This window comes from Clostridium sp. Marseille-Q5894, from assembly GCF_946902305.1.
GTDB lineage: Bacteria > Bacillota_I > Bacilli_A > Erysipelotrichales > Coprobacillaceae > Thomasclavelia.
The window spans coordinates 1-25,134 of record NZ_CAMPPT010000011.1 but is presented as its reverse complement, the minus strand read 5'-3'; the positions used below and the strand labels follow the sequence as shown (position 1 = coordinate 25,134).

The following is a 25,134-nucleotide window of genomic DNA, read 5'->3' as shown; positions in this document are numbered from 1 at the left end:
ATTCATCACATTTTGATACTAATCATAGCTCGACTTCATTACTTAAACAAATTACATAAATATTAGTTTTAATCTATGATTTCCATGTATTCTAAATAAAAAATATGTTAACTCTAGACCCTAAGTTTCAAAGCAATATTTACAAGCTTATGTCTATACTTTGAACTCTATGCCTAATATTTCTCAACTCTTGATTTAAAACCATATCACTTCTAATCCTTTTTTTATTAAATATATTTTAAACATTCTCCTTTATTAACATATAATAGTTTAAGTGTTATAACTCTAATTTATTTCCTCTATCTTACATATATGTTTTTATCATAACTTTGAAAGACGCTGAAAATCACTCACTAATACATGTATTTTCATTGCTAATAATGTATCTATTCCTTTGAAACATGAAGTTTTAGATACAGAATTCCTGTATTCTTCCTCCTATGAAAATTCTTCTATTCTTTCATCGAATCTTTCAATTCGTTCATTTAAATTTAAATAATCATCCACTTTTAGAAATTTATTCAATGTTTCTCTTACGATTTCAGGCAGTTCTATCGTTTCAAGCTATTTGATATGGGCAACTATTCTACTGCTTTTCCCCTGATGTCTTAATCCTCTTCTTAATACAAGTGTACTGATTGGTTGTTTGATTCTCTTTTTTGACTAAATGACATCTTCTCTTAAGCCTATATATTCCTTAATTTCATTGTCATGTCCGTTGGCACATGAATTGCTTTATATGAACCATGTGTTGATAATGCCAGTGTTGCCAGTATGACACATAAAATATCATGATATGCAAGTTCGTGATACAAATAAAATCCTAGCCAGCCTGATACATATCCTGTTAAAATATCTGTCTCATCTTCATCACATGCTTTTCTTTTAGCTGACTTAATAAATTTAAGAACATTTTTACCTCTTATCTTTATATTATAATTGTACTAAAATACTGCATGTTAGTCTATTTCTAACTATATTTTTACTCGTCATCTTCAAAATAATGGTTTTTTCAAGAATTGATCAAATATGGATATAAAATCTATAAATGATAAAATCATTCAATATCCCATACTTGTGAAATGAAAATGATAGTATCTTGAAAAACTTTTTCTAATATTACTGTTACCAATTATATAGATTTTATTGGTTGTTTTCTTGATGTCACTCATTTCGACAATAAATTTGATTTACTAAAAATCTTTTTAAAAATTATCATATTTCACTTCATATATCCCTCTATTTTCGTCTATCTTTATTAATTTGATTAAAATTGAAATTTAATATTATCATAAGTAATACCTACAATAGTTTTGTTTTCACACTTATAATTTTTACTCATCAGTGCTAATATTCTTTCCATAATAAAAGACTGGTATCCCAGTCTTTTAATTATTATTTTTTTAAGAAATCTGGATATGCTTCTGAACCATGTTCTCCGATATCAAGTCCTTCTAGTTCTTCTTTTGGAGTAACCCGTAATCCAATTGTCTTTTTAATAATTGTAAACATCAAGAAAGAAGTAATACAAACCCAAAGAGCAACTACTACAACTCCAGTTAACTGTGTAATCAATAAATCGAAACCACCACCATAGAATAATCCTAAAATGCCTTCACTTGCAGGTGTATTGCAGGCAAATAAACCAACAGCAATAGTACCCCAAACACCATTTAAGCAGTGTACACCTACTGCACCAACCGGATCATCAATATGGAATTTTTGATCTAAGATCTCACATCCATATACAACTAACACACCACCTATTGCTCCAATTATAAGTGCACCATATGCAGAAACGATATGACAACCAGCTGTAATTCCTACTAATCCAGCTAAAATACCATTTAAAGTCATTGAAATATCAGGTTTACCATATTTTTTCCAAGTTAAAAACATTGCTACCAATGCGCCTGCACAAGCTGATAAATTAGTAGTTAAAGCAATATGTCCTACATATCCTGCTGCTTCCAATGATGATCCTGGATTAAATCCAAACCAGCAGAACCACAAAATAAATACCCCTAAAGTAGCCATCATGATACTATGACCAGGAATAGCTTTTGCTTTACCATCTTTACTATATTTACCAATTCTTGGTCCAAGAGCAATTGCTCCCATCAAAGCAGCCCAGCCACCTACTGAATGAACTGCGGTAGATCCTGCATAATCAATAAATCCTAATTTAGATAAAAATCCACCACCCCAGATCCAATGACCAGAAATTGGATAAATGACTAAACTAATTACGAATGTATAAACTAGATAAGATACAAATTTTGTTCTTTCTGCCATAGCTCCCGAAACGATCGTTGCTGCAGTTGCACAGAAAACCGTTTGAAAGAAAATAAATACTGATGGTGATAAAGCTTCAAATTGTGGCAAATTAAGTTTAGTCGGATCAAAAAATCCACTGCTTCCAATAAATCCCCCAATTGAATCACCAAACATTAATCCAAATCCAATTATAAAAAAGATAATTGAACCAATTGCAAAATCCATAATATTTTTCATCAATACATTATTACAATTCTTTTGTCTAGTAAGACCTGCCTCTAAAATTGCAAATCCAGCCTGCATCAGCATGACCATTACAGCAGCCAAAAATACCCAAACGATATTAATTAATTGTTCCATAAAACTACCCCCTAAATTTTATAATGCTTTTTCACCAGTTTCACCAGTACGAATTCTAACCGCCTCTTCTACAGGATATACAAACACTTTACCATCCCCAACATTACCTGAAGAAAGTTTTTCAGTAACCTTATCGATTACCTTTTTTACAACATCATCTTTTACTACTGTTTCTACTCTTAATTTGGAAACTAAGTTTACAGCATATTTGGTTCCCCGATATTGCTGAGTATAACCCATCTGGTTACCAAACCCCATAATATTGGAAACCATCATACCAGTGATACTACATTCAGTTAAAATATCTTTTAAATCTTCTAATTTTTCTGGTCTAATAATGATTTCTAATTTTTTCATCTTTTTATTATCCCCCTTTATTTTTTTAGATTTTAAGCTTCGGCGCTTTAAATCTTGATAAAATAATATCAAGATAATAATTTATTGTCAATAATAAATTTTATTTTTTATTTATACATTAAAAAAAGTGGCTTACTAACCACTTTAAAAATATCTAATAAAATTCATTACTAAGATAAACTACTAATAATAATCCCTTACCAAATTTACCATATCTTCAATATATAAGCGAGCTCCATCAATTACATTTTGGTCAATTTCTTTTAGTTGTTTAAAAGTTAATTTAAATGAATATTGCTCTCTCATTAATGGTAAATCGGTTTCTTGACATAATTTAATCATATTTTTCATTTTATGATCATTTATATAAAAAGCATTGAACAAAGCGACATTACGAACTTTTTGGCGATTTAAATTTTTTATAAAAGATTCAAGCTGACAATCTTTCCAGGATGAATCATCAAAGCCAATTATCATTAAATCAACACAACCACAATAATCAAAATCATCTATTGTTTTAGCGTATGTCTTGACCCATCTTGCCATTGCTTCAGCTACAGGCTTAATATGTCTTGACTTATTTGTGTACAAAACTTCTATTCTCATTAGTATCACCTATTATAATTCTAAATCGTTTTTGTGAACTGTATATAAACTGGATAAAATATATTTTTTAATATTAGAAATTTAAGATTGTGGCACACTAAATACGGAGGTGAATTGATGAAATTTATAAAATCTATTAGTTTAATTACATGTTTACTTATTTTACTAACTGGCTGCGTTAAAGGTGATGTAAATATCGCTTTTAAAGACAGCACTAATGCTAATATTGAAATTAAACTGTTTTTTCCCGAAAGTCTTTTAAATGAGTATAATACATCAATTGATGAGTTAACGGATAAATTGAAAGAAAATGGTTTACAAGACTGGACTAGTGAAAAATCTAAGGAATCAATCAATGGTGTAACGTATTTAGTTTTAGATTTAAAGGCTCCTGAAAGTATTAATAAAGGTTTAATCTCTTTTCTTGAATATCATGAAAAAGAAAAAAGTTATCAAGTTAAGATGGATTTAAATTTAATTAATGATATTTATAATACTAGTGAATTAAAAGATATAAATAATTATTCTCTATCTAATTTAAAAACGATGGGTCTAGAATTTAATTTAAATATTGAAATGCCTGGTACAATCAAAGAAACTAATGTTGGTAAGATCGTCAATGATCAAGTGCAAATAGATCTTATTGATTTATTGACTCAAGATAAAATAACTACGATTTCTATTAATTCCATAAGTACCCATAAAAACAGTTTCCCTATTAATCTTTTAATTATTGCTGGTTTATCGATCATTCTCTATTTGATCATAAGAAAAAGTAAATAACTACTTTTTTTTACTATCTAAAAATGTTAGAATTAGGCAGTAAAAAGGAGAATAAGATGAAAAAAAGAAATTGTATTATTGGACAATCTGGAGGACCCACAATCGCCATCAATGCAAGTCTTGCAGGAATCATTCATAAAGCTAAATATAGTAATGAATATCAAAACGTTTATGGCATGATCAATGGTATAAAGGGTCTGTTGGAAGGTCGCTATATGGATCTTCTGAAAGAATTTGATACTGGTGAAAAAATTAATGCGCTAAAACAAACACCAGCTATGTATTTAGGCTCTTGTCGTTTTAAATTACCAACTCATATAGAAAATGTTGATACCTATGTTAAATTATTTGAAATCTTAACTAAATTAGAAATCACTGATTTTTATTATATCGGTGGTAATGATTCAATGGATACGGTAATGAAATTAGACGATTATGCTAAAAGCATTAATAGCCCGATTAAATTCATTGGTATTCCTAAAACCATTGATAATGATTTAATGGGGACTGATCATACGCCAGGATTTGGCTCAGCTGCAAAATATGTAGCTTCATCGATTTTAGAAGTAGTACATGATAGTTTAATTTATCAATTGCAATCAGTAACAATTATTGAAATTATGGGTAGAAATGCCGGCTGGTTAACTGCTGCAGCTGCTCTAGCTCGCAATGAATACAACGAAGCCCCTGATTTAATCTATTTACCTGAGGTTGTTTTTGATACAGAACGTTTTTTAAATGATATTCGTGAGATATTCAAGAGAAAACGCTGTGTCGTTATTGCTGTCAGTGAAGGAATCAAGGATAAAAATGGTAATTTCTTAGATGATAATTCCAAATATGTTCAAAGAGATGCTTTTGGTCATGTTTTACATTCTGGTACTGGAAAAATGCTGGAATCATTAGTATTTAAGGAATTTCAATGTAAAGTTAGAAGTATCGAATTGAATGTTTTACAACGTTGTGCAATGCATATTGGTAGTAAAACTGATTTAAATGAATCTTTTGTAATTGGTCAAAAAGCCGTTGAAACAGCTATTGCTGGTAAATCTGGTCAAGTAATGGGATTTAAGCGCGTTTCTAATAATCCTTATACAATTGAATATATTTCTACTGATGTGCGCGAAGTTGCAAATTTAGAACAAAAAATACCTACAGAATGGATCAATGAAGCTGGTAATGATATTTCTCAAAAATTATATGACTATTTGTTCCCATTAATTCAAGGAGAAGTACATATCAACTATCAAAATGGTATCCCTGCTTATTATAGTTGTAAACATCTTAATAAATAAGGATTAGATGATTTGTCTAATCCTTTTATTATTGCCATATATCTTTTAGAATATTTGTGGCTTGATCAATATCTTGATCAAGAATTCCTGAAAATGATAAAGTTATTTGATTATTTCTATTTTTATATACTAGAATATCATGTTTTTTAGCTATCTCAATAAACTTATCAATTAAATCGATTTCAACAGACATCGTGATTTTTAATGCTGTTTCATATAAATCAAAAGTATAATTAGGAAAAGCTTGTTGTAAATTTTTTAAAAGATGCTCACTTTTATCACGATAATGTTTTCTTAACCTTCTTAAATGTCTAGATAACTGTCCGTCTTCAATATACATCGCTAAAGCTAATTGTTCTAATTTTGAGGCAGTCTGATGATATCCATCTGATTTTTGTTTGAATAATGACAATAATTGATCAGGTAAAGCCATATAACTAATTCTAATTGATGGTAATAATAATTTAGAAAAAGAACCGATATAAATAATATGATCATTATCTAATTTTGCCATCGCATCAATTGGTTTAGTATTGAATTTTAGTTCACCATTATGATCATCTTCAATTATATAAACATCATTTTCTTGAGCATATTCGATTATTTCCAAACGCCGCTGCTGTTTGATTGGATGTCCATGATAACCCCCAGATGAACTATTTAAATAAAGTAATTTTAAATTTGCTTTTTTTAATCCTTCAATTGTAATTCCCTTATCATCAACTGGTAATTTTACAACCTGCATATGACAATCATGAAACACTGCTTCAGCCTGCTTGAAGCCGCCTTCTTCAATTCCAACAATATTATCCCTTTCAAACAAACTACAGACATAATAAAGTAAGATTTGAAATCCGGCCCCAACTACATAATTATTGACAGGTCTTCTTACCCCTCGGTATTCATGACTATATTTTTGTAATGCTTTTTTTAAGACCAATTCTCCTTGTGGTTCCCCATAACTCATCAGGTCATCACTTTGATTGAGAGCTTTCTTAATATATTTTTTCCAAATATCTAAATTAAAACTCTCACTATCAACTAATCTTCCACTAAAATCATAACGATATTTATGATTATCAAATTGTTCATTAATTTGATCGAGATTTTCATTTATTGCATGCTTATTGTATTGTACATCTACAAAATAGCCTACTTTCTCTTTTGTATAAACATATCCCTCTACTAATAACTGCAAATATGCACTTTCAACAGTAGTCTTACTAACATCTAATTGTTTAGCCATTTTTCTAATTGATGGTATTTTGTCGTTATACTTTAAATACCCTTTTTCAATATCATCAACAATTGTTTCATATACTTCTAAATACTTATATTCTTTCATAAACAGTCCCCTTTAAAATCATTATAAATTATTATTTTAATAATGACAATTAAATATATTTAATTTTTTTATACCATAATCATCAATTTTATGATATAACAAAAAAAAGGGAGTGAAGATATGAGCGTAAAAAAAAGTGTTTTAGAGGTAATCGGTAGAACACCTCTTATTCAAATCAATCGTTTCAAAGAAGCAAAAAACATAACTAATAAATTATATGCAAAAGTAGAATTTTTTAATCCTGGGGGAAGTGTTAAAGATCGAGTTGGATTAAAATTAATCAAACAGGCCTATCAGGAAAAACTAATCAATGAAAAAACTACTATTATTGAACCAACTAGCGGTAACACAGGAATCGGATTAGCTATTGCCTGTGCCATCTATAAAAATGAATTGATCTTGACCATGCCAGAAACAATGTCCATAGAAAGACAAAAGTTATTAAAAGCCTATGGTGCTAAAATTGTTTTAACAGCTGGTGAAAAAGGTATGCAGGGTGCAGTTGATAAAGCAAATGAATTAGCACGTAAAATTGAAAACAGCTTTATTCCAGGACAATTTACCAATCCTAATAATCCATTAGCTCATGAAGAAACTACTGCTCTTGAAATAATTGATGATTTTGATGATACGATCGATTATTTTGTCGCTGGAATTGGTACAGGTGGTACTATAACCGGCATCGCTAGAGAGCTAAAAAAGAAATATCCTGAAATAAAAATAATTGGTGTTGAACCTAGCGACTCTCCTTTAATTACAAAAGGAAAAGCGGGCAGTCATGGTATTCAGGGTATCGGAGCAAATTTTATTCCTGAAATTCTTGATTTAGATCTTATCGACGAAGTAATAACTGTTTCAACTGATGAAGCTTATAGTGCAGCTAGATTATTAGCAAAAAAAGAAGGTCTATTAGTTGGTATCTCTGCTGGAGCTGCCTTACATGGTGCCTCTACATTATCAGGTGAAAATAAAAATGTTGTCGTTTTGCTTCCCGATACTGGGGAACGTTATTTATCAACAGCTTTATTTGAATAATTTAAAAGCTATCGTTAATGATAGCTTTTTAATATATTTAATCTGATGATACTAATGCTGTTGAAAGATATCTTTCACCTGTATCCGGTAAAAGAACAACAATGTTTTTCCCCTTATTTTCTTCACGTTTTGCTAAAACAGTTGCGCCATACATTGCTGCTCCAGATGAAATTCCTACTAACGCTCCTTCAGTTTTAGCAATTTCTCGACTTGTTGCAAAAGCATCTTCATTAGATACTGCAATAACTTCATCATAAATACTTGTATCTAATGTATTAGGTACAAAACCGGCACCTATTCCTTGGATTGTGTGTGGCCCCGCTACACCTTTTGAAAGAACAGGTGAGGCTGCTGGTTCAATTGCAACAACTTTAATATCCGGATTTTTTTCTTTTAAATATTTTCCAACTCCACTAATTGTTCCGCCAGTACCTACGCCAGCTACAAAAATATCAATATTTCCTTCTAACTGTTGATATATTTCTGGTCCAGTTGTTAAATAATGAATATTTGGGTTTGCGGGATTATCAAATTGACTTGGAATAAAAGCATTTGGTATTTCTTTTGCTAATTCATTAGCCTTATTAATAGCCCCTTTCATTCCTAAACTTCCCGGTGTAAGCACTACCTTAGCACCATATGCTTTCAACAGATTCCGACGTTCAATCGACATTGTTTCTGGCATTGTAAGAATAACCTGATATCCTAAAGAAGCTCCAATAGCGGCCAAACCAATTCCTGTATTACCACTAGTTGGTTCGATGATAACAGAATCCGGTTTCAAGATTCCATCTTCAATAGCTTTACTCAACATTGCATTAGCAATTCTATCTTTGACACTGCCTGCGGGATTAAAATATTCTAATTTTGCAAAAATATTAGCATTTAAGCTGTGTTTAGATAAATAATTATTTAATTTTAAAATTGGTGTATTTCCGATTAATTCACTAATATGATTATTGTAAGTCATTTTTTACCTCCGTTATATTATATTATTAACAATTAATAATATGTTTATAATTCCTATATTTCCTACTTGTTTAATATGATTATATCATTTATTTATTTTTTGTCAACAAAAAAAGCCCGAGGGCTTTATATAGAATAATTATTGACTTGATTGTTAGCTTGGTCAATTAGATCTTGTAGTGTAACACTATCAACATATTCTTTTATCACCTTATCCAATCCCTGCCAAAAAGGTAACGTAATACATTCATTACTTCGTGAACAATGATTAATATGATCTTTTAAACAAGCTATAGGTGCAAGATCACCTTCTGTAATTCTTAAAATATCTCCGATAATATACTCATCAGGGCGTTTTGTTAAGCGATAACCTCCACTATTACCTCTTAAACTCTGTAAATATCCCGCCTTATTTAATAATGATATAATTTGTTCAAGATACTTGACTGTTAATTCCTGCCTCATGGCGATATCTTTCAGCGGTATAAATTTACCATCATCATGCATAGCAATATCCAACATAACCCTCAAAGCATAACGTCCTTTGGTTGAAATTTTCATTTATGTTCACCTCGATATAATAATACTGATATTATTCGATAAATACAAGCAAAATTAATCATTTATCTTATCAATTATGCAATTATCATGCTTTTCCAACAAGAAACAATGTTCAGCATTACCTAATGTTTCTAGAAAATCCCCTAAATCAGTAGGTGTAATAACTACATGATCTAAAATATTACTCGTCTTAGTTACCTCGATGCCAACTGCCTGCAAAGCATAATATACAAGTTCACTACAATATAGAGTCGTATCATCATAAGTAATCATGCTGTAGTCATAAGGAGTTCCTAAATAATCTAGAGCACGATCAATATAACATTTGATAAACTCATTGTCTTCGTTAAATCGATAGCCTGAAAGAGCCTTGAGATAAGACTCTTCTTTTAAATTTGCCATCTGATCAAAAGTTCTGATTTTAACTCCTGATGAATTACTATCTAAAACTAAAACTTCATTTTGATTTTGATAATGTTTGATTATATCTTGATAATATTTATCATCTGGTTGGTAAAACTCTGTAAACTGCTGATATGTACCAAGATAAAAAACTGTATGTTTCCATCTTCCAGGAATAGCATATGAACTTAAATAATTTGTATTTTCAATATTTATGATATCGCCAACTTTAAAAATATTTGTATAATTTAACAGCTCTTCATATTCAATAACTTCATCTTTTGCTATAGATGTACTTTCGACAACTTCAATATGATCGGCTGTTTCATTTTTAAAAGAGCAGCCGCTTATCATTAATATTAATACTATTACCAAAAGAAATTTTTTCATCAACTCATCCTTTAATCTTTAATCATACTTAAACCAACACGATGTTTATTAACATCAACATCAATAACATATACTTCAACAATGTCTCCTATACTTAGTTTATCCAAAGGATGCTTAATTCTTTCATGTGAAATTTTAGAAATGTGTACTAAACCATCATTTTTTAAACCAATATCAATAAAAGCTCCAAAATCCACGACATTTCTAACTGTACCTTCTAAAGCCATTCCTGGTTTTAAATCCTCAATTTTTAAAATATCTTTCTTTAAAAGTGGGGTTGCATAATTATCTCTTGGTGAACGATTCGGTTTAATAAAACTATCAATTATATCATCCAATGTATAATTATCGATTTGTAATTCCTTTATCGCCTCTTCTTTATTAAGATTTGTAAGTTTATCAGCAATCTCTTTTGTTCCTAGTTCTTTTTCATCTGCACCTATTAATTTTAATAATTCTTTAGCTTGAGTATAATTTTCAGGATGAATCGCAGTTGCATCGAATGGATCATTAGCACCAGGAATTCGTAAAAATCCAATTGATTGTTGATAAGTTTTAGCTCCTAATTTATTAACATTTTTTATCTCTTCACGGTTAGTAAATTTACCATGTTCATCACGATATTTAATAATATTTTTAGCTACGCCACTGTTCAATCCAGAAACATATTGCAGTAAAGAAGCAGACGCTGTATTAATATCAACACCAACACTATTAACAGCTTTTTCAACAACAAAATCTAACTGTTCTTCAAGTTGTTTTTGAGCTATATCATGCTGATATTGACCAACACTGATTGCTTTAGGTTCAATTTTTACCAATTCAGCTAAAGGATCTTGTAATCTTCGAGCTATTGATACCGCAGAACGCTCTTCTACTTGATAATCTGGAAATTCTTCTTTAGCAAGTTTACTAGCTGAATAAACCGAAGCACCAGCTTCAGAAATAATCGCATAATCGACATCAAGATTATTTTCCTTGATTAATCGTGAAATAAAAGCTTCACTCTCTCTACTGGCAGTTCCGTTACCAATTGCGATGATTTCAATTTTATATTTCTTAATGATATCTAATAACGTTTTTTTCTCTTTGTCATAATTATTTTTAGGTATCGTAATGAATACTTTATCGATCTTTAATACTTTTCCTGTTTGATCAACAACTGCTAATTTACAACCAGTACGATAAGCAGGATCAACACCTAATACCATTTTATCTTTTAATGGCGCTTGCATAAGTAACTTTTCTAAATTGATTGAAAATACTTTTAATGCTTGTTCACTAGCTTTTTCTGTTAATTCATTACGTACCTCACGTTCAATTGAAGGTAATAACAAACGATTTAAGCTATCTTCAACAGCTTTTAATAAATAATCGTTAACACTACTGTTTCTCTTTTTAGTTACACCGCGATATATATATTGAATCAAAAAATCCTTATCCATAACAATATTAACTGTAATTACTTTTTCATTTTCAGCACGATTAACAGCTAAAATACGGTGTGAAACGATTCGATTAACACGTTCATGATAATCGTAATACATTTCATATACTTTTGTTTCATCGGGATTTTTCTTTTTAACTTTTGTTTCAATCGTACCTGATTTATACATGATATCTTTAACAAATTTACGGTATTTGATATCATCACTAATAACTTCAGCAATAATATCTAAAGCACCTTGAATCGCATCTTCAATAGTCGTCACTTTATCATTTAAATATTTTTTGGCTTCCTCATTAATATCTCCTTTAGGTAAAGACAATATCCATTTACTTAATGGCTCTAAACCTTTAGCTTTTGCTTCAGTTGCTTTAGTTTTTCTTTTTTCCTTATAAGGTCGATATAAATCTTCTACTTCATTTAATTTAGTAGCTTTTAAAATATCTGCTTTTAACTGCTCTGTTAACATTCCTTTTTCATCTATTAATCTAATAACATCTTCTTTACGCTTTAACAAACCAACTTGATATTGATAATACTTATCAATATTTCTAATTTGGTCTTCATCTAAGCCACCTGTTGCTTCTTTACGATAACGCGCAATAAAGGGAACTGTATTTCCCTGCTCTAATAATGATAAAACTGCAACTACTTGTTTTTCAGTTATTTCCAATTCTTTTGCTGCTATTTTAATAATTTCCTCGTTCATAATAACTCCTCTTATAATTAAACTTTAACTATATTATTTTATCCAAAATTAATAAAATATCAACTCTTATTTAAAAAAAGGAAGCTATCATTATCAAGCTTCCTTCAAAATATCGTTATTTCTTTTTCTTTTTAGATAAATATGCAAGCATACTTAATGAAGCAGCAACTCCTAATGCAGCATTTAAATTAGTAGTATCACCAGTAGCGACACTTGCTGTTGTATCGCCTGCTTTTACCGGATTGCTAGTTTCTTTTATTTCTACTTGTAATCCCGCAATTGCTTTTGTTAAAACATCTTTTACATTATCCACTTGATCCTGTGTTGCTTCTGGATCTTCTAATACTACCTTAGCTTCATTTAAAGCCTCTGCAACTGCTGCCCATGTTTTAGCACTGTAGTTTGCAGCGTTTAAGCTATTTGCCTTATTGATCAATTCTTGTAATAAGTCTTTATTTGGTTTTAATCTTAAGTTCAAGAAAGCTTTTACTAATTCTGTAAAGGCTTCATCTACTTCACCTTGCATTGCATTAACATCATCCAATACAACATTTGCTTTATCTAATGCTGGTAACATATTAGACCATGATGATTCAATGTATTTACTTTCATCTAATCCATTGATTTGATCTACTTGTTTTTGTAATGCTGTTTTGTCACCTTTGTAGAATTCTAACATATGCATTACATTTGCTAGTCGATCAAAGGCACTATTTACTTCACTTTGCGTTGCATTAGTTTTTGCATATACTTCTTTTGCATTTGTTAAAGCTTCGTTAAATTCAGTTACTACTGCTGGTACAACATTTTCTAAGTCGGCTTTTTCAGCCATTTCAATAGCAATAGCTAATAATGATTTGTCAGCATCTTTAACTTCAACTTTAATTAATTGAGCTTCAAGATAATTAGCTTTAACAACTATATCTAATACTTCTCTATTTGATGTTACATTGTCTATTTGTGTTTTTAAAACAGCTAATTCAGAAGCAAAAGTTTCCCATGAATCTGCAGTATAATCTTCTTCTTTCAATGCATCTAATCTTGCAATTGTATTTTTTGCATCACTTATATCAATCAAAGCGTTTTTAGCATTTAGTATTTTTGTATAAACATTATTTAACATCGTTTGAGAAACTAATTCAGCATCTAATAAAGCCTGAGCTTCATTTACACTAGCTAAAAGTTCATCAACTGTCGTTTTAGAATATCTATCTGTATCTAATCCACTAACTTCATTTATTAAATTTGTTAATGCTGTTTTATCACCAGGTTCGATGACACCATCACTATATTCAAATAAGTTTATTTCAGCAACAGCACAACTTTGTTTAGCTCCTGTACCATATGCTTCAAGTACTGTTAATTTAACATATAGGGCATCTGTAGGAACAAATTCTGCATATTGAACATTTTTACTATCTTGCCAAGTACCTGTAGCCACTACGTTGAATTCTTCACCATCGTTACTTACAGAAATTTCATATTGTTTAACTCTACCATTACTACTATTTTGACGAGGAGTATAAGCTAATTTATATAATTTCTTTGTTTCCTCTAATTTTAGTGTTACTGATTGAGGTAAATTAATATTTGCATTTCCCCAAGTTGAATGCCAATAAGTATTTGGATTATTATCGATAACATTGCTTGCTGCACCATCAGCATTTTCAGCTGTGCTAGAAGAATGCTGCGAAGTATAACTATCTAAAGTTATGCCACTATTGATTTGTGTAAAATCATGAATATTAGTATTTAATGTACCAACTTTTCCATTTCTAATGTTTTCAATAATACCATCATTTTCAACGATTTCAACAGCTTTCATTACACCATTAACTTGTTCAGATAATACAGCTTCAAATGTAATCGTATCACTTCCTGAACCAGTTTGATAATCAGCCAAAATAATTTTATCATTGATACTTAATTTTAATTGTGGATTATTTATTGCAATCAATTCTTGATCAAATGTCAATGTAACATTAATTTTTCCATTTTCAACATTTGTAGAATAACTAATAAGTTTTGGATCTTTCATCTGTTCAGCAACAGTCCCTGCTGTAATGAAATCATCATTGAATTCTGTATATTTAATATCAAATGTTCCATCACTATCATCTTCGTAAAGTAATCCAAATAAAACATCATTTTCATCATTTTGTAATATACTTAAACAAGAATATTGGAATTTACCAGTATTTAAAATTTGGCTATTAGTCCATGTAATATCTCCGGTTTCTTGATCAACTTCTCCAATATGAACCATACCTTGTGTTCTTGGATAATGATCTGGATTTGTCATTACAACATATTCTTTACCATCTCGAGTATAATTTACTACTGAAAGCTGGCAATAAGTATCATTGATTTCGGTCTTTTCAACTTTATCCCAAGTCATTCCACCATCACTGCTTGTTGCAACATAAACCTTACCATAGTAAACACTATCATAAGTATTTCGCATGAATAATTTAACTTGTCCGTTATTTAATTGAATAGCTTGAGATTCGGTAAACATCTGACTACCATTATTCATTGTTTCACGGTCATTACCTTGTAGTACTTGTGGTGATTCACCTAAAGTCCACGTTTCACCACCATCTTTACTAATGATCATTGCTGAAGATTGGCTTCCACTAACATTAGCACTAGCAGTATAAACTGGTACTGCTAAACTTCCATCTTGTAATTGAATTCCATTTCCAGGACCTGTTCCAATAAACATCATCCAATCTTCTTTAACTTGTGGTGTTATATCAACTGGATTTGCCCAAGTTTTACCATCATCATCAGAATAAGTCAACCATAGATATTGAGTATTTAAAATATGTAATTCACCTTTATCAGGTCCATCTTTCAACATATAAATATTACCTTTATATTCTCCATTTAAATAAAGGCTTCCACGTTCATGATATGGTGCATTACCTTTTAAAACAACCGTATATCCTGTCTTATTATTTTGGTCATCATATACATAACCCATATCACCATCAGGACGAATCGTATACTCGTTTCCTTCACTATCGAATAATTGTTGATAATTAACACCATCTATTTCTCTATATCCACTACCTGTTGTTAATTGACTAGTATCCATTAAACCAGATGTCTCTGGGAACATATCAACCATCAAGAAAATACGTCCTGTTTCTTTATCTTCAAACATACTACTATCAATCAAGAAAGATGAAGATGAAGGACTATTTTGATTTGAGATCAAATCTGCAATAATGATTGGATCACCAAAATCATCTTGTCCTGCTTCCCTTCTTCTAACAGAAATATCAATATTTCCACAGTCCTGAGATCCAGAATTACGTTTATCAATAGCAGCTAAAACTGTTCCTTTAGAAGTCTTCAACAATGAAGGAATACGATATGAACTAGATCCATCATATCCAGTATAGAATAAATCTTCTGTATCTGTTTTTATTGCATTAGTCATATCAACTTCTTGGCCTGGCTGCCAGTTTGTTAGACTATGTTCTTGACTGATTGCACTAGTATCTAATACTTCATTATATGTTTTAACATAATCAATCGCACCAGCGAAAGCTTCTAAATCATCATTTGCAGTATCAACAAAACCTAAGTTAACAGTATTAGCATTACTTAATAAACTAAAGAATCCTTCAGCTACAGCGCTAGTATATTGATCAACAAATACACCATCTAAATAACACTTAAAACCTTTACCACTACCATTTTCTTTAGTAATAGTAATAGTATGCCATGCTGTATCACTTACGGTTCTATTCGCTCTTGTAATTGAAGATGATGGCATAACAAAATCTTTAGTTCCTTCAACGTTAATTCCAAATGTATTATTACTAGGGTTTACATAAACATCAATGTATTCATTCGCTGCTTCATTATTTGAAATAGAGAACAATGACATTCTTTCAGCACTAGCATCATTTACGCGATATCTGATTGAAATACTTCCTGTTGCCATTGATACTATTTGTGATAATTTATCATTATCCTGCACTCTTTGCACATCAGTATCTTTGTAATAAACATTTCCATGCTCATAAGCAACATTTTCAAGAGCTCCTAAATGATAAGACATTATATCACTTTCATCCAATGCACTAGTATACAGTTCTAAATTCTTTAAATTTCCTGTCATTGGATAATTATTAGCTCCACCTGCTCTACTTCCAATTCCAAATCCCATATAATTAGGATTATTGATAACTCCTTGAGTAAATCCAGATGATGTTGTTCCCTCTAACACCTTTTTACCATCTAAATAAACGCGATAATAACCATTAGCAGTCATAGTAAATGTTACTTTATGTTCAGCTGTAAAATCCACATCACTAAGCGTAACTTTAGAATTGCTAAGCATTTGTCCACCTGAGGCATTTCTTAATTCTATCCCTAACGTTTTACTGCTTGGAATAGCATATAATGAAAAGTAATTATTAGCAGTGGTATTATCACCAATAAAGAAAATAGAGTTAACTCCACTATTACTATTGCTCGCAAAACTAAATGTTCCATTAATAGTAAAATCATTTAGATTTGCATAATTACTGACATCTCCGCTAGCATCAATAGCACCTGTACCATTATTTACAGTAGTAATCGTATCTGTAGAATACTGATTAGTTGGGGCAACTATACTTTCTGCATAAATTGGTACTGTCATCAATGGTGTCATTACAGATGTCGTTCCTAATAATAAAGCCATCAAGACCGAACAGACAATCCCTTTTTTCATATCTTTATCTCCTCCTTTGGCCTATTTTTAAATTTTACTTATATTAAGTAATTATGTATAGGCATCTATAAAAATATGTTATCATTATAATTTAGTAAAATATTTATAATATTTAATGATTTTTTTGTAAATTTTTTACTATTTTATTATTCATTACATATCTGCAATTATATTGATATTATCGATATTTTTTTATTCAACAAATTAAAATCATCTATATAATTATTACAAAAATATTTATCACTTAATAAAAATAACAACATTATTAGTAAAAAAAACTAATATTTATCAATTTTTACTTAAAAAAAGAAAAAATTTATTGCATTGATAAATCAGTAATCTTTAAACGCCCTTATCGTTATTAACTCATTTCAAACAAAGAGCAATATATTCTTTCTTTTTATAGATATTAAAAATAATACTTTTATAGTTTTTACTATTTTATTTATAATTTTTATTATGAGAAAGTGCATTATAATACTCTTCAATTGTATAGATAATATCATTAAAAATTTCACTATCTAATAATTCTTTAGCCTCTTCTATTGAAGCAAACAAATAATCAGTATGTTCATCAGAAAGATGAACATGATCATTTTTAGGAATGCATAAATAACCAATTCCTACTGTTTGATAATCCTCTCTTATCTTAGTAAATGTATACGCGGGTTTTAAAATAATAATATCTAATCCTGTTTCTTCCTTCAATTCACGAACCAAAGCTTGATTAGGTGTCTCACCATATTCTAAACCACCCCCTGGTAGTTCCCAATAACCCAACCCATCACTTGAGGGTTGAACCCGTTTTAATAATAAAATTTGATTATTTAATACGACAATACCTTTTACAGTTATATGAAATCTTACATTTTTCATCTTCTACCTCCGTTAATCAACTATATCATAACATTATTATTAATAAAATTGTTTAATTTTTATCATCATTAGTGTTATAATTATCACGAGGTGATATTTTTATGATAGATTTTAAATCAGAAGTTTTAAAAATAAAAGACCAAATGATTGAAGATATAAAAAAGTTATGTGCAATTCCTTCGATGCAAGATGATAGTACTGTTAGTGAATTTGCACCTTTTGGGAAAGCTAATCGTGAAGCCTTAGATGCGATGTTAGAAATTGGGAAACGTGATGGTTTTGAAGTTGAAGACGTTGACGGTTATGCTGGTCATATCGATATCGGTGAAGGTGATGAAACATTTGGAATACTTGGACATTTAGATGTCGTTCCTGTAAATGAAGCAGGTTGGAACAGTGATCCATTTAATGTTATTATTAAAGATGATAAATTATATGGACGCGGTGTTGCTGATGACAAAGGTCCTTTATTAGCTGGATATTATGCTGCTAAAATCATTAATTCATTAAACATTCCTACAAAGATGAAAATCAGGGTCATTTTTGGATGCAATGAAGAACTAGGCAGCAGCTGTGTCAAACATTATTTCACAAAAAAACCTTATCCTAAAATGGGATTCACTCCTGATGCTGCTTTTCCTGTAGTTTATGGGGAAAAAGCTGGATGTGGATTTAAGATCGAGGGTCATGTAGAAAAGGGTGGTCTAATTTATTTATGTGCTGGTAGCAGGCCTAATATTGTTCCTGAAACATGTGAAGCTGTAATTACTGGTAACTATAAACAATATGTTGATTCATATCGTAAATTTTTAAGTGCTAATAACTTAACTGGTGAAATTGAAGAAGAAGGAAATCATACAAAACTTGTTTTAAAAGGTAAATCTGCTCATGCTAGTACTCCTGACGAAGGAATAAATGCGGTTGTTTTACTTTGTAAGTTTCTAGCGACTGTAGTTGATAATAAACTAGTTGATTTTATTTTAGAATATCTTGATGATTGTAATGGTAAAAAACTAGGAATTGATCATGTTGGTCTTATGGGACCTTTAACTTTAAATCTTGGTGTCATATCTTATTGTAAAGAAGAGTTTAAAATCACACTTGATTTACGTTGTCCTCATGATATGGATTTTGAAGGAATGGTTAATAAATTTCAAACAGCATGCACAAATTATGGATTTAAAGAAACACATGATTTAGGTAAAGCATTATACATTGATCCAGATTCTGATCTAATCACTAATTTGCATAGTGCCTATGTAAATGTTACTGGTGATAATGTTAATAAACCACAAGCTATTGGTGGTGGAACTTATGCTAAATCAATGCCTAATTGTGTTGCCTTTGGTGCCGAATTCCCTAATGAAGATAATTTGATTCATGGTAATAATGAAAATATTAAAATTGAGTCTTTATTAAAAGCTACAGAAATTTATTGTTATGCTTTATATAATTCAATTAAAGTCTAGGGTATACTCTAGACTTTTTATTAATAATCTGATAAACTAATTATACTTGCAGACATGGCGAAATTGGTATACGCGCTATCTTGAGGGGGTAGTGGGCAATTGCTCGTGCGAGTTCAAATCTCGCTGTCTGCACCAATTTTTTTAATTTGCCGGTGTAGTTCAATGGCAGAACGCATGAATGGTAATCATGAAATTCAAGTTCGATTCTTGGCTCCGGCACCAGTAAAGATAATAAAAAAACGGCAATGCCGTTTTTTTATTTTTGTTTTTTCTTAATTTCTTCCAATTCATTTAAATCATAAGGTGTCAACTGATATACATAATAGTTTAACCAGTTACTAAAAAGTAAATATGCATGCGAACGCCACTTCACTAAAATCCCATTATGCATATTATCATCTTTATAATAATTTTTAGGCATGGTTGCCTGATTAGATATCGCAAGATCGCGCTTGTATTCTTTATCTAAAGTATCTGGATCATACTCAGGATGTCCCGTTACAAAAAAACGCGATCCATCTTTTTCAGCTATTAAATATACTCCTGCTTCATCACTACTAGCAAGAATATCAAGATCATCAATTTTCGCAATATCTTTTGCTGCAACTGTCGTATAACGCGAATGTGGCGCATAAAACTGATAATCAAAACCTCGTAAAATTTTTCTTTTCATCTTGTCTACATTAGTATGATGAAAATACACACCTGTCAATTTTTCTTTCAATTCATATTTTTCAATACCATAAAAATAATGAAGTGCCGCTTGGGAAGCCCAACAAATAAAAAATGAGCTAAACACATGCGTTTTTGACCATTCTAAGATTTTTTCCATCTCTGGCCAATAATCAACATCTTCAAATCTTAATCGTTCAACTGGAGCTCCAGTTATGATCAAACCATCATATTTATTTTCTTTAATATCATCAAAAGTTTTATAAAAAGCTAAAAGATGTTCTTGAGAAGTATTTTTAGAATCATGACTGGCCATATGTATCCAATCAACTTCTATTTGCAAAGGTGTATTTGACAACATTCTTAATAACTGTGTTTCTGTAACGATCTTAGTTGGCATAATATTTAAAATTAAAAGCTGTAATGGTCTTATCTGCTGTGCTAATGCTCTATTTTCATCCATAACAAAAATATTTTCTTCTCTTAAGATCTTACTTGCTGGTAAATCATTTGGTATTTTAATAGGCATAATATGCACCTCCTAATACTGATTAGTTTATCACATTTAAACTAAGATTTTAAGTAAATATTAAAATGAAATCAATTCATTGAAAATCTGAATAATATATTCATCAGACATTCCAGATAAATAATCAATTATACTTTTAACAAAAGCCTTATCATCTTCTAAAAAATTATATACGATCTTATTTTCATATATATCTAAACGTTTCATTCCCTTCATACAGCTATATTTTTCTAACCAATGAACATAACCATTAATTGTATGTGGAAAATCATTTTTATCTTTGATTAATTTGCCAATTATATTAGTGTCACTGTCTCTATTCAATAATTCATATTTCATAAAGAAATCAAAAATAGAATTCAAAATCAATTTTACATAATTAGCATGAATCTGTACTCGATCAATTAAATAAATATTCTGATAATTAAATTTCATAATCGTTTTCATAATTTCAAATGCTTCATCTGATAAAGAAATTCCCTTTTCTGGACTACTGTTTTTACAAACATCCTGAATAAAATAATTTACTACTGTTCCATTATTAATAGCACTAAACTCATAACTACCACTAATATTATTTAACGATGCTCTTAAAACCTCAACTTTATTTTCTTTTAAAACTTTTAATCTTAAAGCATCTTCGATATCTCGTGCCAAATATGCAATTTTATCAGACATTTTAACAACACAGCCTTCCCATGTATAAGGATTATATAATCCAGCACTAGTAAACTCATTTAAATCAATATAGTCATTTCGTTTAACAATATTTTTTTGATTCATTTCTCCACAATGAGCAATTATTCCATCACGTACTGCATAAGTTAAATTAAGATTATGGCGATGATGCAAATTATCTTCTAATGTTTCAATATCATCAATAAAATGTAAACTATTACGTTCATGCCAAAAAGTTTCTAAACCATTATTTTTAGCAAGTTCATTAATTATCTGCTCGCCACCATGACCAAATGGGGCATGGCCTAAATCATGACCAACAGAAATTGCTTTAGTAAGTTCCGTATTTAAGCCTAAATAATTTGCAATTGTATAACTAATTGATTCAACTAAATTAACATGTTCACTTCGTGTACATACATGATCGTCTTTTACTGCAAAAAAAACTTGTGTTTTATGTTTTAACCGTCGATAAGCCTGACTAAAAATAATTCTGGTATAATCACGCCCAAATTCACTTCTTAGATCATTTTTTCTTTGATATAACGGTTCTATCCTTGCTGTTGCTTTTTGAAAATCTGGATGTTTTTCATTCAAAGCATAGTCTTTAAATAAATTTTTTGTCATTTCAATCCCCCTATACAGCATATTATATGACAGATTTAATATTTTAACAAATTTTAAACATTTGAACTTCAATGTTTTTATCTATAGTCTTCAATTACTTCAATATTATTTAAATTATTTTTTGAATTTAAAATAACTATTAAAAATTATATACCATAAAATATCATGTTAAATCCAATAAAAAAGGAAAGATTAGACATCTTTCCCTAAAATCAAATTATTTCGTTAAAAGTGATGCAGCATCCTTATCCAAAATAACTGTAACATCTTGATGTTTTTGTAAAATACTTGCAGGTAGTTCTTCTGTAACAGGACCTTCGATCATCCCTTTAACTGCCTCAGCTTTTCCCTTACCAAAAGCTAGTAGTAAAACACTTTTTGCATTCATGATATTACTAATACCCATACTTACCGCCTGCTTTGGCACATCTTCAATCTTACCATCAAAGAATAATCGAGCGTTATCTTCAATCGTACTTTGTTTTAAATCAACAACATGAGTAACTGCATCAAAAGACGTTCCTGGCTCATTAAAACCAATATGACCGTTTGATCCAATTCCTAATAATTGAATATCAATTACATTTTCTGCCAAAAGTTTATTATATTCATCACAACTTGCTTGAATATCACCTGACCCTTTTGGTACATGCACATTTTCAGGTTTAATGTCCACTTTTGAAAATAAATGTTTTTGCATAAAATAATAATAACTTTGAGGATGAGTATGTTCTAAACCATAATATTCATCCAAATTATACGATTTAATGTCTTTATAAGAAGTCCCGTTCTTCTCATGATCTTCAACCATTAATTCGTACATTTTGACTGGCGTAGATCCCGTAGCCAATCCTAAATTAGCAGTTGGCTTATTTTTAATAATTCCTAACATTACTTTTGCAGCTTCAGCGCTTGCTTCTTCATAATTTTCACAAATAATTAGTTTCATCTTTCTGTCCCTCCACCATTATGATACTATTTTTACCCTTAAACTTCAAGTTAAAGCTTAAATTTACTAAATCTTTTCAAATAGCACAATACTATATAAATAAGTATTTACAACGTTAAGAAAAAAGATTAACCTAGCGACGATATTTCTTTATTTTTCATATAAAATAAGGTAAAATAAGAATGTATGGAGGTGTTTTTATAATGATAAAAGGTATTGGGGCATCTAATGGTATCGCAATTGCTAAAGCCTACAAATTAGTTATGCCCGATTTAACTGTAACTAAAGTTACAGTAGAGGATGTAGAGGCTGAAATCAAAAAATTTGATGAAGCTATGGTTCAAACTGCAAAAGAATTAGAAGCAATTAAAGAAGCTGCTGCTAAAAATTTATCAGCAGAAGAAGCAGCTGTCTTTGATGCACATGCATTAGTTTTACAAGACCCTGAATTAAAAACTCAAGTTGAAGACAAAATTAAAAATGAAAAAGTTAATGCTGATGCTGCATTAGATGAAGTTGCTAATATGTTTATTGCAATGTTCGAAAGTATGGACGATAACTATTTTAAAGAAAGAGCTGCTGATATTAAAGATGTATCTCGTCGTCTTTTAGCAAATTTACTTGGAAAATCATTGCCAAATCCTGCTTTAATCGATGAAGAAGTTGTTATTATTGCTGATGATTTAACTCCTTCTGATACTGCTCAATTAAATAAAAACTTAGTTAAAGGATTTGCAACTAATATTGGTGGTAGAACTTCTCACTCAGCTATTATGGCTCGTTCATTAGAAATTCCTGCTGTTGTTTCTTGTAAAACAATTACAGAAGAAGTTAATGAAAATGATATGATCGTTTTAGATGGTGAAGCGGGAATTGTTATTTTAAATCCTAGCGAAGAAGAAATCAAAGAATATCAAGTTAAACGTGAAGCATTCATTGCTTATAAAGAAGAATTGAAAAAATTAAAGAATGAAAAATCTGTAACTTTAGATGATCATCATGTTGAATTAGTTGCAAATATCGGATCTCCAAAAGATATTCAAGCTGTTTTAGACAACGGTGGTGAAGGTGTTGGTTTATTTAGAACTGAATTCTTATATATGGAATCTGCTGAATTACCAACTGAAGAACAACAATTTGCTGTTTATAAAGAAGTATTAGAAGGTATGAATGGAAAACCAGTTGTTGTTCGTACATTAGATATTGGTGGAGACAAAAAAATCGAAGCCCTTCCTTTACCTGAAGAAATGAATCCATTTTTAGGAGTTAGAGCTGTTCGTTTATGTTTCCAAAGAGAAGATATTTTTAGAGTGCAATTAAGAGCATTACTTAGAGCATCAGTTTATGGTGATTTAAGAATCATGTTCCCTATGATCGCTACATTAGATGAATTTAGAAAAGCTAAAGGAATCCTATTAGAAGAAAAAGAAAAATTAGTTAATGAAGGTATTTCAGTATCTGATAATTTCCAAGTTGGTATCATGATTGAAATTCCAGCTGCAGCTGTATTGGCTGATCAATTAGCTAAAGAAGTTGACTTCTTCTCAATCGGTACAAATGACTTAGTTCAATATACATTTGCCGCTGATAGAATGTCTTCAGGTGTTTCTTATTTATATCAACCTTTCCACCCATCAATCTTACGTTTAGTTAAACATGTAATTGAATCTGCACATAATGAAGGTAAATGGGCTGGTATGTGTGGTGAAATGGCTGGTGAAGCTACTGCCGCACCGTTATTGATTGGTTTAGGTTTAGATGAATTCTCTATGTCAGCTACATCAATCCTTTCACAAAGAAAATTAATTAGATCAATGAAAAAATCAGAAATGAATGAATTAGCTGCTAAAGCTATTAATTGCTCAACTATGGAAGAAGTAGTTGCTCTAGTTAAAGAATACGTAGAATTATAATTAAAACAAAGATTGTTCTTGCGTTTTTAAGGGGCTGTAACGAGTAAATAATTATTTTACAGCTTCATAAAACAAAAAAAGCGCTCAAGCGAGCGTTTTTTTGGTATAATATTTTCATGTCAAATATTAATATTAACACTTCAAATTATAACT

Annotated in this window: 18 protein-coding genes and 2 tRNA genes; 7 read left to right on the top strand and 13 right to left on the bottom strand. The window is 30.2% G+C overall.

Annotated elements, in window-relative coordinates; translation table 11 throughout:
- Window positions 1-1,395: 1,395 nt before the first annotated feature.
- The 3 genes from OC535_RS13550 to OC535_RS13540 form a co-directional block, all read right to left on the bottom strand.
- Window positions 1,396-2,637: an ammonium transporter gene (locus OC535_RS13550; RefSeq protein ID WP_227053730.1), complete on the bottom strand. Its 1,242-nt coding sequence runs from the start codon at window positions 2,635-2,637 to the stop codon at window positions 1,396-1,398.
- Window positions 2,638-2,655: 18 nt separating this feature from the next.
- Window positions 2,656-2,994 carry a P-II family nitrogen regulator gene (locus tag OC535_RS13545; RefSeq protein ID WP_024722793.1) on the bottom strand — a complete coding sequence of 113 codons (339 nt, stop codon included), beginning with the start codon at window positions 2,992-2,994 and terminating at the stop codon, window positions 2,656-2,658.
- 183 nt (window positions 2,995-3,177) lie between these two features.
- Window positions 3,178-3,600: a hypothetical protein gene (locus OC535_RS13540; RefSeq protein ID WP_024722792.1), complete on the bottom strand. Its 423-nt coding sequence runs from the start codon at window positions 3,598-3,600 to the stop codon at window positions 3,178-3,180.
- Between the two features lie 117 nt (window positions 3,601-3,717).
- Between OC535_RS13540 and OC535_RS13535 the strand changes: the two genes are divergently transcribed.
- On the top strand, window positions 3,718-4,383 hold the full coding sequence (locus tag OC535_RS13535) for a hypothetical protein (protein ID WP_498824055.1): 666 nt from the start codon (window positions 3,718-3,720) through the stop codon (window positions 4,381-4,383).
- A gap of 56 nt (window positions 4,384-4,439) precedes the next feature.
- On the top strand, window positions 4,440-5,678 hold the full coding sequence (locus OC535_RS13530) for a 6-phosphofructokinase (protein ID WP_024722790.1): 1,239 nt from the start codon (window positions 4,440-4,442) through the stop codon (window positions 5,676-5,678).
- Window positions 5,679-5,706: 28 nt separating this feature from the next.
- Here the strand turns inward: OC535_RS13530 and pdxR are convergent, their stop codons facing one another.
- Window positions 5,707-7,023: a MocR-like pyridoxine biosynthesis transcription factor PdxR gene (gene pdxR / locus OC535_RS13525; RefSeq protein WP_227053728.1), complete on the bottom strand. Its 1,317-nt coding sequence runs from the start codon at window positions 7,021-7,023 to the stop codon at window positions 5,707-5,709.
- 120 nt (window positions 7,024-7,143) lie between these two features.
- On the opposite strand from pdxR, the gene cysK (OC535_RS13520) reads away from it, so the two are divergent.
- On the top strand, window positions 7,144-8,058 hold the full coding sequence (gene cysK, locus OC535_RS13520; RefSeq protein WP_227053727.1) for a cysteine synthase A: 915 nt from the start codon (window positions 7,144-7,146) through the stop codon (window positions 8,056-8,058).
- A gap of 37 nt (window positions 8,059-8,095) precedes the next feature.
- On the opposite strand, the gene cysK (OC535_RS13515) is transcribed toward cysK (OC535_RS13520), so the two are convergent.
- The 6 genes from cysK (OC535_RS13515) to OC535_RS13490 all read right to left on the bottom strand — a co-directional run bounded on the left by cysK (OC535_RS13515) (window position 8,096) and on the right by OC535_RS13490 (window position 18,144).
- A complete protein-coding gene (gene cysK / locus OC535_RS13515) occupies window positions 8,096-9,028 on the bottom strand; it encodes a cysteine synthase A (RefSeq protein WP_227053511.1) in 933 nt (310 codons plus the stop codon).
- Between the two features lie 125 nt (window positions 9,029-9,153).
- Window positions 9,154-9,588: an RrF2 family transcriptional regulator gene (locus OC535_RS13510; protein WP_024721416.1), complete on the bottom strand. Its 435-nt coding sequence runs from the start codon at window positions 9,586-9,588 to the stop codon at window positions 9,154-9,156.
- 54 nt (window positions 9,589-9,642) lie between these two features.
- Window positions 9,643-10,380: a YiiX/YebB-like N1pC/P60 family cysteine hydrolase gene (locus tag OC535_RS13505; protein ID WP_024721417.1), complete on the bottom strand. Its 738-nt coding sequence runs from the start codon at window positions 10,378-10,380 to the stop codon at window positions 9,643-9,645.
- Between the two features lie 11 nt (window positions 10,381-10,391).
- Window positions 10,392-12,536 (bottom strand): Tex family protein, encoded by a 2,145-nt coding sequence (locus OC535_RS13500; protein ID WP_227053512.1) that lies wholly within the window; start codon window positions 12,534-12,536, stop codon window positions 10,392-10,394.
- Window positions 12,537-12,651: 115 nt separating this feature from the next.
- Window positions 12,652-17,268 (bottom strand): discoidin domain-containing protein, encoded by a 4,617-nt coding sequence (locus OC535_RS13495; protein WP_498824054.1) that lies wholly within the window; start codon window positions 17,266-17,268, stop codon window positions 12,652-12,654.
- A 441-nt stretch (window positions 17,269-17,709) separates the two neighbouring features.
- Complete coding sequence (locus OC535_RS13490; RefSeq protein ID WP_024721420.1) at window positions 17,710-18,144, bottom strand: NUDIX hydrolase; 435 nt, start codon at window positions 18,142-18,144, stop codon at window positions 17,710-17,712.
- A gap of 101 nt (window positions 18,145-18,245) precedes the next feature.
- Here OC535_RS13490 and pepV point away from each other — a divergent pair, with 101 nt between their 5' ends.
- The 3 genes from pepV to OC535_RS13475 all read left to right on the top strand — a co-directional run bounded on the left by pepV (window position 18,246) and on the right by OC535_RS13475 (window position 19,835).
- Window positions 18,246-19,613, top strand: coding sequence for a dipeptidase PepV (gene pepV, locus OC535_RS13485; protein ID WP_024721421.1), 1,368 nt, complete (start codon window positions 18,246-18,248; stop codon window positions 19,611-19,613).
- A gap of 48 nt (window positions 19,614-19,661) precedes the next feature.
- Window positions 19,662-19,748, top strand: a tRNA-Leu gene (locus OC535_RS13480).
- Between the two features lie 13 nt (window positions 19,749-19,761).
- Window positions 19,762-19,835 (top strand) — tRNA-Thr (locus OC535_RS13475).
- 34 nt (window positions 19,836-19,869) lie between these two features.
- Here the strand turns inward: OC535_RS13475 and metA are convergent.
- The 3 genes from metA to nagB all read right to left on the bottom strand — a co-directional run bounded on the left by metA (window position 19,870) and on the right by nagB (window position 23,068).
- The gene (metA, locus tag OC535_RS13470) at window positions 19,870-20,814 is read right to left on the bottom strand and encodes a homoserine O-acetyltransferase MetA (protein ID WP_498824053.1); all 945 of its coding nucleotides are present in this window, start codon (window positions 20,812-20,814) and stop codon (window positions 19,870-19,872) included.
- A 60-nt stretch (window positions 20,815-20,874) separates the two neighbouring features.
- On the bottom strand, window positions 20,875-22,119 hold the full coding sequence (locus OC535_RS13465) for a deoxyguanosinetriphosphate triphosphohydrolase family protein (protein WP_498824052.1): 1,245 nt from the start codon (window positions 22,117-22,119) through the stop codon (window positions 20,875-20,877).
- Between the two features lie 217 nt (window positions 22,120-22,336).
- A complete protein-coding gene (gene nagB, locus OC535_RS13460; RefSeq protein ID WP_024721424.1) occupies window positions 22,337-23,068 on the bottom strand; it encodes a glucosamine-6-phosphate deaminase in 732 nt (243 codons plus the stop codon).
- A gap of 203 nt (window positions 23,069-23,271) precedes the next feature.
- On the opposite strand from nagB, the gene ptsP reads away from it, so the two are divergent.
- A complete protein-coding gene (gene ptsP, locus OC535_RS13455) occupies window positions 23,272-24,981 on the top strand; it encodes a phosphoenolpyruvate--protein phosphotransferase (RefSeq protein ID WP_034595437.1) in 1,710 nt (569 codons plus the stop codon).
- The last annotated feature ends 153 nt before the right edge of the window (window positions 24,982-25,134 follow it).